The sequence below is a fragment of the Pantoea sp. X-Soil-YNGN-844 genome (genome assembly GCF_059730595.1).
The window spans coordinates 3866198-3878583 of record NZ_AP036007.1; the positions used below are offsets into that span (position 1 = coordinate 3866198).

General features: G+C 53.5%; 7 protein-coding genes, 4 tRNA genes and 3 rRNA genes. 2 read left to right on the forward strand and 12 right to left on the reverse strand.

The features are described 5' to 3' along the window. Positions 1-27: 27 nt before the first annotated feature. From AC6I8C_RS18010 to ilvL, 4 genes are all read right to left on the reverse strand, one after another. The gene (locus AC6I8C_RS18010) at positions 28-957 is read right to left on the reverse strand and encodes a branched-chain amino acid transaminase (RefSeq protein WP_013359441.1); all 930 of its coding nucleotides are present in this window, start codon (positions 955-957) and stop codon (positions 28-30) included. Between the two features lie 18 nt (positions 958-975). Continuing rightward, positions 976-1233, reverse strand: a complete 258-nt coding sequence (gene ilvM, locus AC6I8C_RS18015; protein ID WP_008926359.1) for an acetolactate synthase 2 small subunit — start codon at positions 1231-1233, stop codon at positions 976-978. Further along, complete coding sequence (gene ilvG, locus AC6I8C_RS18020) at positions 1230-2876, reverse strand: acetolactate synthase 2 catalytic subunit (protein WP_497823216.1); 1647 nt, start codon at positions 2874-2876, stop codon at positions 1230-1232. The genes ilvM and ilvG overlap by 4 nt, the downstream gene beginning before the upstream one ends. 151 nt (positions 2877-3027) lie before the next feature. Then, positions 3028-3126 (reverse strand): ilv operon leader peptide, encoded by a 99-nt coding sequence (gene ilvL, locus AC6I8C_RS18025; protein WP_072101316.1) that lies wholly within the window; start codon positions 3124-3126, stop codon positions 3028-3030. Positions 3127-3456: 330 nt separating this feature from the next. On the opposite strand from ilvL, the gene AC6I8C_RS18030 reads away from it, so the two are divergent. Further along, positions 3457-4980 (forward strand): YifB family Mg chelatase-like AAA ATPase, encoded by a 1524-nt coding sequence (locus AC6I8C_RS18030; protein WP_497823217.1) that lies wholly within the window; start codon positions 3457-3459, stop codon positions 4978-4980. 24 nt (positions 4981-5004) lie between these two features. Here AC6I8C_RS18030 and AC6I8C_RS18035 read toward each other — a convergent pair whose 3' ends face one another. Then, a complete protein-coding gene (locus AC6I8C_RS18035; RefSeq protein WP_008926362.1) occupies positions 5005-5343 on the reverse strand; it encodes a MaoP family protein in 339 nt (112 codons plus the stop codon). Between the two features lie 120 nt (positions 5344-5463). On the opposite strand from AC6I8C_RS18035, the gene hdfR reads away from it, so the two are divergent. After that, positions 5464-6297 (forward strand): HTH-type transcriptional regulator HdfR, encoded by an 834-nt coding sequence (gene hdfR / locus AC6I8C_RS18040; RefSeq protein ID WP_010253571.1) that lies wholly within the window; start codon positions 5464-5466, stop codon positions 6295-6297. A gap of 120 nt (positions 6298-6417) precedes the next feature. Here the strand turns inward: hdfR and AC6I8C_RS18045 are convergent. From AC6I8C_RS18045 to AC6I8C_RS18075, 7 genes are all read right to left on the reverse strand, one after another. Continuing rightward, positions 6418-6493, reverse strand: a tRNA-Trp gene (locus AC6I8C_RS18045). 7 nt (positions 6494-6500) lie between these two features. After that, a tRNA-Asp gene (locus AC6I8C_RS18050) sits at positions 6501-6577 on the reverse strand. Positions 6578-6664: 87 nt separating this feature from the next. Next, positions 6665-6780, reverse strand: a 5S ribosomal RNA gene (gene rrf, locus AC6I8C_RS18055). Positions 6781-6976: 196 nt separating this feature from the next. Then, a 23S ribosomal RNA gene (locus AC6I8C_RS18060) occupies positions 6977-9885 on the reverse strand. 208 nt (positions 9886-10093) lie between these two features. Beyond that, a tRNA-Ala gene (locus tag AC6I8C_RS18065) sits at positions 10094-10169 on the reverse strand. Between the two features lie 142 nt (positions 10170-10311). Next, positions 10312-10388, reverse strand: a tRNA-Ile gene (locus AC6I8C_RS18070). Between the two features lie 73 nt (positions 10389-10461). Next, positions 10462-12001 (reverse strand): 16S ribosomal RNA (locus AC6I8C_RS18075). The 16S, 23S and 5S rRNA genes sit together here with 4 tRNA genes alongside, the layout of an rRNA operon. Positions 12002-12386 lie beyond the last annotated feature (385 nt).

Consider the following 12386-nt stretch of genomic DNA (forward strand, 5'->3'; position numbering starts at 1 on the left):
GTCAGATGACGCCCGCGCTGTATCTGATTATGGGTTAACCGGATCTAACCAGCCCCACTTGTCTTCGGTTTCGCCCGTGAACAGACCAAAGAAGGCCTGCTGGACACGTTTGGTGACCGGACCACATTTGCCTTCGCCCACCTGAATGCGGTCAACGCTGCGCACCGGTGTGATTTCTGCTGCGGTGCCAGACATAAAGACTTCGTCAGCCAGATAGAGAGATTCACGCGACAGAGTCTGCTCACGCACTTCAATGCCCATATCACGCGCCAGCGTGATGATCGCATCGCGGGTGATGCCCGGCAGTGCCGAAGAGGTAAATGGCGGGGTATAGAGCACGCCATCTTTAACTTCAAACAGGTTTTCGCCTGCACCTTCTGAGATCAGGCCATTAGTATCCAGCGCAATGCCTTCCTGATAGCCGTGACGACGGGCTTCGCTGCCCACCAGCAGTGAGGAGAGGTAGTTACCACCCGCTTTAGCAGCAGTTGGCAGAGTGTTTGGCGCAACACGGTTCCATGAAGAGACCATGGCATCAATGCCGTTCTCCAGCGCTTCAGCGCCCAGGTACGCACCCCACGGGAACGCAGCAATGATCACGTCAGTCGTGAAGCCGTCTGGCGGGTTCACGCCCAGGCCCACGTCGCCGACAAAGGCCAGCGGACGGATATAAGCACTTTTCAGTTTGTTCACGCGGATGACTTCGCGGCACGCTTCCATCAGCTCATCAACGCTGCTTTTAATCGGGAAGCGGTAGATTTTGGCGGAGTCGTGCAGACGTTGCATGTGTTCACGATGACGGAACACAACCGGTCCTTTGTGAGAGTCGTAGCAGCGGACGCCTTCAAATACCGACGTACCGTAGTGCAAGGCGTGGGACATGACGCTGACCTTCGCTTCTTCCCACTTAACCATCTCGCCATTGAACCAAATAAAGTCTGCTTTCTTCGTGCTCATTGTTATTCCCTCTCGCGGCTACGCGCGGATTTGTTGTGTTGTCTGTTGTTGAATCTGAACGCATGCAACGTCGATCAATTTACTTAACTGCGAAGACAGTAAATCGACGGAGCGCTGGCTGGCAACGGTCATTTCAATATTAATGTTTTCTGCGTTGGCGACTGAGGCCATGTTCATAGAACAGACCTGAAAACCGCGGTGACGCACGACGCGTAAAATGCGCTCTAATATTTCAGGGCGGAAACGGGCTTCGATAGACAATTGATGCTGGTTCATACGGTTTTCTCCATCATGTTTGCATTGCTGGCACCCGGCGGTACCAGTGGCCAGACGTTTTCATGCTCATCAATTGCAACATGCAGGAAGTAAGGACCTTCGCTGTTCAGCAGAGCATCAAGGGCGTCGTCGACCTGATCTTTACGGGTAATGCGCTGGCCAGGAATGTTGAATGCGCTGGCCAGCGTGAGGAAGTCGGGATTGTCGGACAGGTTAGTTTCACTGTAGCGACCATCGAAAAACAGCTGCTGCCACTGGCGCACCATACCCAGACGCTGGTTATCCATCAGTACGATTTTGACCGGCAGCCTGCCGCGCTTGATGGTGCCCAGCTCCTGGATGTTCATCATGATGGAGCCATCGCCCGAGACACAGATCACCGTATCGTCCGGACGTGCAACCTGCGCGCCAATGGCAGCCGGTAAACCAAAGCCCATGGTGCCTAAACCGCTGGAGGTGATGAAGTTCTCCGGCGCGCTGAAATACATATGTTGCGCTGTCCACATCTGGTGCTGACCAACATCAGTGGTGACGACGGCATTGGCCGGTTTGCGATCGGAAAGCTGCTTCAGCAGCAGCGGCGCATAGATCGCGTCGCCCGGATGGTCGTAGCGCCATGTATGGCTGGCTTTCAGTGCCTGCACCTCATCACGCCAGGCGTTGATAGATAAAGGCTGACTCAGGGCGGGCAGCAGTTCGTTAAGATCGCCCTGCAGAGAGACATGAGCGCGACGTAATTTGTTTAATTCAGCGGGGTCGATATCGAGATGAATCACGCTGGCGTGCGGTGCGAAAGTATCCAGCTTGCCGGTGACGCGGTCGTCGAAACGGGCACCGACTGCGATCAGCAGGTCACACGCCTGTACGGCCAGGTTAGCGGCTTTGGTACCATGCATCCCCAGCATACCGAGATAGACGTCACTGTGTGGGTCCACACTGCCCAGTCCCTTCAGAGTAGCAACTGCCGGGATGCCGGTCTCTTCTGCCAGCTTGCGCAGTGCCGGAACCGCCTGCGCCAGACCAACACCGCCGCCAACGTAGAGCATGGGCTTTCTGGCCTGCGCCATCAGTGCACGTGCCTGGTCAATCGCCTGATGCGGCAGCGCATTTCCTTCTTCAACCGGAACCAGATGCGGCGTAGGTTCACCCTGTGCAATCTGAATATCTTTCGGGATATCAACCAGTACCGGGCCAGGACGGCCTGACTGCGCCAGCGCAAAAGCTTCCGCCATGATGGCCGGCAGCTCATCCAGCGATTCCACCAGGAAGCTGTGCTTGGTGCAGGCCAGTGAGAGTCCGAGTACGTCGATCTCCTGGAAGGCATCGGTGCCGATAAAGGCCGAGGTGACCTGACCCGTTACCGCCACAACCGGCACTGAATCCATCATGGCATCTGCCAGACCGGTGATCAGGTTAGTCGCGCCAGGACCAGAAGTGGCGATACAGACGCCGGTTTTGCCGGTGGAACGGGCATAGCCGATTGCCGCCATCACAGCGCCCTGCTCGTGACGACACAGTAGGTGTTCCACGCCGCCATCATAAAGCGCGTCGTATACCGGCATAATGGCGCCGCCCGGGTAACCAAATACGGTATCAACACCCTGCGCGCGTAAAGCCTGAACTACCCACTGTGCACCTGTCATCGCTATTCTCCTGTGTCCTGACCGGAACAACAGAATTTTATGCTACTGTTCATTGTTTGTTCCTTGTGGATTTACTGATATTTCCTCGGGTCGAAAAAAAAACCCCCGGACCTTTCGGTGCGGGGGTTTTTTCGGATTCGAGGCTTGATTTTTAAGCCTTTCTTTCTCCAAGCGTTGCCCCGCACGGTAGGTTAATAACCACCACCACGCTAATCACGACCAGGCTAATCACTTGTAGAAGGGCTTTCATGTGTTGTTCAATTCTTTTTCGTGTTCGAAGTAATACCTACAGAGTTATCATAGTCAGGGGGCATGACACAACTTTTTTTACAGATTTATTTTAGCTTGTGGCGCTGAATCAAGGCCTATCAATCTGTAATACAAGAAATAATTACATAATGATAATTATTCATCACTTCAGGGACGTAATAATATTTCGATGAATTTGCGTACTGTCGCGCAGCGTTTTAAAACGCCATGAAACAACTTTCGATGGGGTGTGCGATGGCCCGAACTGTGCTGATGCTGTGCTCGCTTTTCTTTGATGCAGTCACCAGACTGACGGCAACAAGGAGCGAGTATGTCATTGTCAAAAGTTCTGACCCGGGCAGCACTGGGGGTGGAAGCCCCGCTGGTGACCATTGAGGCACATATCAGTAACGGCCTGCCTGCCTTAACCCTGGTAGGCCTGCCGGAAACCACGGTCAAAGAAGCGCGTGAGCGGGTACGTAGCGCCATTATCAACAGCGGTTTCACCTTCCCTGCAAAGCGCGTCACCATCAATCTGGCTCCAGCTGACTTACCCAAAGAGGGCGGACGGTATGACTTACCTATGGCGATCGCCATTCTGGTCGCCTCTGAGCAGCTTCCTGCCGACAAGCTGACGCACTATGAGTTTCTGGGTGAACTGGCGCTCGACGGCGCGCTGTGCGGTGTACAGGGCGCGATTCCGGCGGCCATGGTGGCAATTCAGGCTGGACGACAGCTGGTTCTCTCTGCTGAGAATGAGGCGGATGCCGGACTCATCCTTCAGGGATCATCGCTGGTCGCCTCTCACCTCAGCGATGTATGCACTTTTCTGCGCAATGAACTCACGTTACCGACAGCCCAGTCTCCTGAGCATCAGGGCAATCCACCTGCTGACGATCTCGCAGATATTATTGGTCAGGAACAGGGACGCAGAGCGCTGGAGATCACGGCGGCTGGCGGGCATAACCTGTTGCTGATTGGCCCGCCAGGTACGGGTAAAACCATGCTAGCCACCCGGCTGCCCGGCATTATGCCTTCTTTAACCGATCAGGAAGCACTGGAATGCGCGGCAATCGCCAGCCTGGTGAACAATAGCAGTACTCTGCACCGACAATGGCGTACCCGGCCTTTCAGGTCGCCTCACCATAGCGCATCTCTCTATGCATTGATTGGGGGTGGATCGCTGCCACGCCCCGGCGAGATCTCACTGGCGCATAACGGCGTGCTATTTCTGGATGAGTTGCCGGAATTTGATCGCAAGGTGCTGGACTCTTTGCGCGAGCCATTAGAGTCGGGGGTCATCGCTATTTCACGTGCCCGCGCAAAAGTCACCTATCCGGCACGATTTCAGCTGATTGCTGCGATGAACCCAAGTCCAACCGGACATTATCAGGGACAGCATAACCGCACCTCACCTCAGCAGGTGCTGCGTTATCTCAGCAAGCTGTCCGGCCCTTTTCTCGATCGTTTTGATCTTTCGCTGGAGGTGCCGCTACTTCCTGGTGGAATGCTTAGCGGTCAACGCCCTGTAGCAGAAACGTCTGGACAGGTTCGTCATCGGGTGGTCGCAGCGCGGGAGATTCAGCTGACCCGTGCAGGCAAAATTAATGCGCATTTAAACAATGCGGAGATAATGCGCTGGTGTCAGCCGGCTAAGGAGGATGCGGAGTGGCTGGAGTCAGTACTAGAGAAACTGGGTTTATCTGTACGGGCATGGCAGCGGATTTTGAAGGTGGCGCGTACCGTGGCCGATCTGGCGGGAGATGCAGAGATCAGCCGGCATCATCTGCAGGAAGCTGTCAGTTATCGCACGATTGATCGTTTAATGATTCATCTGCATAACAGCCTGCAGTAAAAAGGGGCTTTCGCCCCTTCTCTGTTAATCGTCGCTGTCGGTAAAGTCTTCGACGGTGTCCATCTGCGGTTTACCGCCGGACAGCGTATGAAAACGCTTAGGACGCTTAATGCGGGTCATATATTTAGACCATACACGTTCGGCTTCCGTTTGCGGCTCACGCACGCCACGACATACTTCAATAAACAGACGTTCTTCTTCTGTTACAGGCTCACGCTTTGATAAATCCAGCTCATTAAAGGCGAAACCGTGGCGTTCAAGAAGCTGAGCTTCTTTAATAGTAAAGTCACCGTGGCGTGAGAAACCACGCGGGTAATGTTTGTTATCAAAGAAACGATTCTCTGTTGAGAAGCTTTCCGCCATGTTACACGCTCCTGATTTTCTAATGCCGTGCTGTTAATGGCGCGGAGTATTAGATAGGCTTGACAGAGTGTAAAACAAAACATTTAAATCTATACGACAAACATTTTTTGGGAGAACGCTGTGGATACGGAATTACTGAAAACTTTCCTGGAAGTGAGCAGAACACGCCATTTCGGGCGTGCTGCAGAAGCACTTTACCTCACGCAATCTGCTGTCAGTTTTCGCATCCGCCAGTTAGAGAATCAGCTTGGCGTTAACCTTTTTACACGGCATCGCAATAACATACGTCTGACAGCGGCCGGAGAGCGCCTGCTTCCCTATGCTGAAAGCCTGATGAGCACCTGGATGATGGCGAAGAAGGAGGTTTCCCACACTCAGCAGCACCATGAGCTTTCGATCGGTGCCAGTGCATCGCTATGGGAGGCCTATCTGACGCCGTGGCTACAGACGCTGTATGAGAATCGTGAAAGCCTGCATTTAGAAGCGCGCGTGGCACAACGACATCTGCTGGTTAAGCAGCTCCATGAACGCCAGCTGGATCTGTTGATCACCACTGAAGCGCCTAAAATGGATGAGTTAACCAGTCAGCAAATTGGTCATATCTCGCTGGCACTGTTCTGCGCCCGGCAAAGCGAGAAACGCGAAAAATATGATTACATTAAACTGGAATGGGGAGCAGATTTTCATCAGCATCAGAGTTATCTTTCCGGGGCGGATGATGTGCCAGTACTGACCACCACGTCGGCGCATGTTACCCGCGAACTGCTGCATACCACCGGCGCGTGCGCGTTCCTGCCTGACTTCTGGCAAAGTGTTTACAGTGAGTTGATGGTGATTCCGGATACGCCCGTCGCCGTTCGTCCGCTCTATGCTGTCTGGTTGCAGAACAGCGATCAGCAGGCGCATATCCGTCAGTTGCTTAAATTCCCGATTCTGGTGAGGCAAAACAGCTAAAGATTGGCAGGTAGAGAAGCAAGCAGGGAAGAGATGAGACCAGTTAGATTTAGCTGGTTCTTCTTTTTTGCCTTTCTGAAGGCAAAAAAAAATCCTTTGCCGAAGCAAAGGATCGTTTTCTGGCAGGGGCGGAGGGACTCGAACCCCCAACACCCGGTTTTGGAGACCGGTGCTCTACCAATTGAACTACGCCCCTAATAGGGTGGCGGAACGGACGGGGCTCGAACCCGCGACCCCCTGCGTGACAGGCAGGTATTCTAACCAACTGAACTACCGCTCCACCGATTCTTTCACGCTTATCAGCAACCGGCTGATAACCGTCTGTTCCCGTTATTTTCCCTGTCAGAGGAAAAGGAACAAATTTGATGCCTGGCAGTTCCCTACTCTCGCATGGGGAGACCCCACACTACCATCGGCGCTACGGCGTTTCACTTCTGAGTTCGGCATGGGGTCAGGTGGGACCACCGCGCTAAAGCCGCCAGGCAAATCTTGGTGCACGAAACGAACCTTTCACGCCATGACCGCGTTGCCATCGCTCAGCCACACCGGTCACATACTTCAGTATGCTCCCGCTGATGTCTTCGCTCTGCGCCTCGTCACGCCGCAAAATCTTTCGTTTCCGCTAATTTTATCCGGAATAAGCTGAAAATCTGTCTCTCAAAAACGCCTCTGGCGTTGTAAGGTTAAGCCTCACGGGTCATTAGTACCGGTTAGCTCAACGCATCGCTGCGCTTACACACCCGGCCTATCAACGTCGTCGTCTTCAACGTCCCTTCAGGACTCTCAAGGAGTCAGGGAGAACTCATCTCGGGGCAAGTTTCGTGCTTAGATGCTTTCAGCACTTATCTTTTCCGCACTTAGCTACCGGGCAATGCCATTGGCATGACAACCCGAACACCAGTGGTGCGTTCACTCCGGTCCTCTCGTACTAGGAGCAACCCCCCTCAATTCTCCAGCGCCCACGGCAGATAGGGACCGAACTGTCTCACGACGTTCTAAACCCAGCTCGCGTACCACTTTAAACGGCGAACAGCCGTACCCTTGGGACCTACTTCAGCCCCAGGATGTGATGAGCCGACATCGAGGTGCCAAACACCGCCGTCGATATGAACTCTTGGGCGGTATCAGCCTGTTATCCCCGGAGTACCTTTTATCCGTTGAGCGATGGCCCTTCCATTCAGAACCACCGGATCACTATGACCTGCTTTCGCACCTGCTCGAGCCGTCACTCTCGCAGTCAAGCCAGCTTATGCCATTGCACTAACCTCACGATGTCCGACCGTGATTAGCTGACCTTCGTGCTCCTCCGTTACTCTTTAGGAGGAGACCGCCCCAGTCAAACTACCCACCAGACACTGTCCGCAGCCCGGATCACGGGCCTACGTTAGAACATCAAACATTAAAGGGTGGTATTTCAAGGTTGGCTCCACGCAGACTGGCGTCCGCGCTTCAAAGCCTCCCACCTATCCTACACATCAAGGCTCAATGTTCAGTGTCAAGCTGTAGTAAAGGTTCACGGGGTCTTTCCGTCTTGCCGCGGGTACACTGCATCTTCACAGCGAGTTCAATTTCACTGAGTCTCGGGTGGAGACAGCCTGGCCATCATTACGCCATTCGTGCAGGTCGGAACTTACCCGACAAGGAATTTCGCTACCTTAGGACCGTTATAGTTACGGCCGCCGTTTACCGGGGCTTCGATCAAGAGCTTCTCCTTGCGGATAACCCCATCAATTAACCTTCCGGCACCGGGCAGGCGTCACACCGTATACGTCCACTTTCGTGTTTGCACAGTGCTGTGTTTTTAATAAACAGTTGCAGCCAGCTGGTATCTTCGACTGGCTTCGGCTCGGGGAGTAAATCCCTCCACCTACGCGCCAGCGTGCCTTCTCCCGAAGTTACGGCACCATTTTGCCTAGTTCCTTCACCCGAGTTCTCTCAAGCGCCTTGGTATTCTCTACCTGACCACCTGTGTCGGTTTGGGGTACGATTCTGTGTTACCTGATGCTTAGAGGCTTTTCCTGGAAGCTGGGCATTTATCACTTCAGCACCGTAGTGCCTCGTCGTCACGCCTCAGCGTTAATAAGGGACCGGATTTACCTGGACCCTCCGCCTACACGCTTAAACCGGGACAACCGTCGCCCGGCTGATATAGCCTTCTCCGTCCCCCCTTCGCAGTAACACCGAGTACAGGAATATTAACCTGTTTCCCATCGACTACGCCTTTCGGCCTCGCCTTAGGGGTCGACTCACCCTGCTCCGATTAACGTTGAACAGGAACCCTTGGTCTTCCGGCGAGCGGGCTTTTCACCCGCTTTATCGTTACTTATGTCAGCATTCGCACTTCTGATACCTCCAGCATGCCTCACAGCACACCTTCGACGGCTTACAGAACGCTCCCCTACCCAACAACGCCTAAGCGTCGCTGCCGCAGCTTCGGTGCATGGTTTAGCCCCGTTACATCTTCCGCGCAGGCCGACTCGACCAGTGAGCTATTACGCTTTCTTTAAATGATGGCTGCTTCTAAGCCAACATCCTGGCTGTCTGTGCCTTCCCACATCGTTTCCCACTTAACCATGACTTTGGGACCTTAGCTGGCGGTCTGGGTTGTTTCCCTCTTCACGACGGACGTTAGCACCCGCCGTGTGTCTCCCGTGATAACATTCTCCGGTATTCGCAGTTTGCATCGGGTTGGTAAGCCGGGATGGCCCCCTAGCCGAAACAGTGCTCTACCCCCGGAGATGAGTTCACGAGGCGCTACCTAAATAGCTTTCGGGGAGAACCAGCTATCTCCCGGTTTGATTGGCCTTTCACCCCCAGCCACAGGTCATCCGCTAATTTTTCAACATTAGTCGGTTCGGTCCTCCAGTTAGTGTTACCCAACCTTCAACCTGCCCATGGCTAGATCACCGGGTTTCGGGTCTATACCCTGCAACTTAACGCCCAGTTAAGACTCGGTTTCCCTGCGGCTCCCCTATACGGTTAACCTTGCTACAGAATATAAGTCGCTGACCCATTATACAAAAGGTACGCAGTCACCCCCATAAAGAAGGCTCCCACTGCTTGTACGTACACGGTTTCAGGTTCTGTTTCACTCCCCTCGCCGGGGTTCTTTTCGCCTTTCCCTCACGGTACTGGTTCACTATCGGTCAGTCAGGAGTATTTAGCCTTGGAGGATGGTCCCCCCATATTCAGACAGGATACCACGTGTCCCGCCTTACTCATCGAGCTCACAGCATATGTGCTTTTGTGTACGGGAGTATCACCCTGTACCCTGCGACTTTCCAGACGCTTCCACTAACACACATGCTGATTCAGGCTCTGGGCTGCTCCCCGTTCGCTCGCCGCTACTGGGGGAATCTCGGTTGATTTCTTTTCCTCGGGGTACTTAGATGTTTCAGTTCCCCCGGTTCGCCTTGCAGCACTATGTATTCATGCTGCAATGATGCACAGAGTGCACCGGGTTTCCCCATTCGGACATCGACGGCTGTAGCGGTTCATATCACCTTACCGTCGCTTTACGCAGATTAGCACGTCCTTCATCGCCTCTGACTGCCTGGGCATCCACCGTGTACGCTTAGTCGCTTAACCTCACAACCCACAGGCGTTTTTCAACGCTGTAAGCTGCAAGCATTTGAGAGACTCGAACGCATCGTATTTTTCATTCTTATTACGGAGAATGAAAACGACACGTCGTTTCAATTTTCAGCTTGTTCCGGATTGTTAAAGAGCATAATACTTCGCAGCACACCGTTGCCGGTACGCTCTGAAGTATTCAGAAAAAACAGTTAAAACGGTATGGTGGAGCTAAGCGGGATCGAACCGCTGACCTCCTGCGTGCAAGGCAGGCGCTCTCCCAGCTGAGCTATAGCCCCATACAGTTACTGCAGAGACCACTACTACCACTCAACCGAGTACACTTCGTGAGAAATGCAATTCGTGCTCAGGCAAGGCATGTTTCCGCGAAGCATAGTGAACTATGCGAGCCGGAGACATAACGCAGCGTGAGTGCGAATTTGGTAGGCCTGAGTGGACTTGAACCACCGACCTCACCCTTATCAGGGGTGCGCTCTAACCACCTGAGCTACAAGCCTGTAGAGGTTTTTTCTGCTCGTTACTTTTTATCAGACAATCTGTGTGGACACTGCGCCGGAAGGTATCTTCAGGTAAGGAGGTGATCCAACCGCAGGTTCCCCTACGGTTACCTTGTTACGACTTCACCCCAGTCATGAATCACAAAGTGGTAAGCGCCCTCCCGAAGGTTAAGCTACCTACTTCTTTTGCAACCCACTCCCATGGTGTGACGGGCGGTGTGTACAAGGCCCGGGAACGTATTCACCGTGGCATTCTGATCCACGATTACTAGCGATTCCGACTTCACGGAGTCGAGTTGCAGACTCCGATCCGGACTACGACGCACTTTGTGAGGTCCGCTTGCTCTCGCGAGGTCGCTTCTCTTTGTATGCGCCATTGTAGCACGTGTGTAGCCCTACTCGTAAGGGCCATGATGACTTGACGTCATCCCCACCTTCCTCCGGTTTATCACCGGCAGTCTCCTTTGAGTTCCCGACCGAATCGCTGGCAACAAAGGATAAGGGTTGCGCTCGTTGCGGGACTTAACCCAACATTTCACAACACGAGCTGACGACAGCCATGCAGCACCTGTCTCACGGTTCCCGAAGGCACTAAGGCATCTCTGCCGAATTCCGTGGATGTCAAGAGTAGGTAAGGTTCTTCGCGTTGCATCGAATTAAACCACATGCTCCACCGCTTGTGCGGGCCCCCGTCAATTCATTTGAGTTTTAACCTTGCGGCCGTACTCCCCAGGCGGTCGACTTAACGCGTTAGCTCCGGAAGCCACGCCTCAAGGGCACAACCTCCAAGTCGACATCGTTTACGGCGTGGACTACCAGGGTATCTAATCCTGTTTGCTCCCCACGCTTTCGCACCTGAGCGTCAGTCTTTGTCCAGGGGGCCGCCTTCGCCACCGGTATTCCTCCAGATCTCTACGCATTTCACCGCTACACCTGGAATTCTACCCCCCTCTACAAGACTCAAGCCTGCCAGTTTCAAATGCAGTTCCCAGGTTAAGCCCGGGGATTTCACATCTGACTTAACAGACCGCCTGCGTGCGCTTTACGCCCAGTAATTCCGATTAACGCTTGCACCCTCCGTATTACCGCGGCTGCTGGCACGGAGTTAGCCGGTGCTTCTTCTGCGGGTAACGTCAATCGATGCGGTTATTAACCGCACCGCCTTCCTCCCCGCTGAAAGTACTTTACAACCCGAAGGCCTTCTTCATACACGCGGCATGGCTGCATCAGGCTTGCGCCCATTGTGCAATATTCCCCACTGCTGCCTCCCGTAGGAGTCTGGACCGTGTCTCAGTTCCAGTGTGGCTGGTCATCCTCTCAGACCAGCTAGGGATCGTCGCCTAGGTGGGCCATTACCCCGCCTACTAGCTAATCCCATCTGGGTTCATCCGATAGTGAGAGGCCCGAAGGTCCCCCTCTTTGGTCTTGCGACGTTATGCGGTATTAGCCACCGTTTCCAGTAGTTATCCCCCTCTATCGGGCAGATCCCCAGACATTACTCACCCGTCCGCCACTCGTCACCCAAGAGCAAGCTCTCTGTGCTACCGTCCGACTTGCATGTGTTAGGCCTGCCGCCAGCGTTCAATCTGAGCCATGATCAAACTCTTCAATTTAAGTTTGATTTGCTTAAACAAGTTAAGCGGTGCTCATCTGTAAAACGTCATAATGAATTTCATTATGTGTTCACTCGTGAGGCTTTGATATTTTTTGCGTCCTGAGACGCTGATATCAATCCTGCGAGTGCCCACACAGATTGTCTGATAAATTGTTAAAGAGCATGCCGCGATTTACAGCGGCGCGGGCTGCGTATATTACGCTTTCCGCATTGTCAGTCAAGCATTTATTTTCGCTTAACTCACTGGTTCGTATGATTTCGAACCTACTCAACCCGGCGCTTCGTAAGCCGTTGTGCCGTGTCAGTGGAGGCGCATTATAGGGAGTTCTCGGAGGCTGACAAGTGCTAATTTCAAATAAAATTCCGAGTGCTGATTTTTTCAG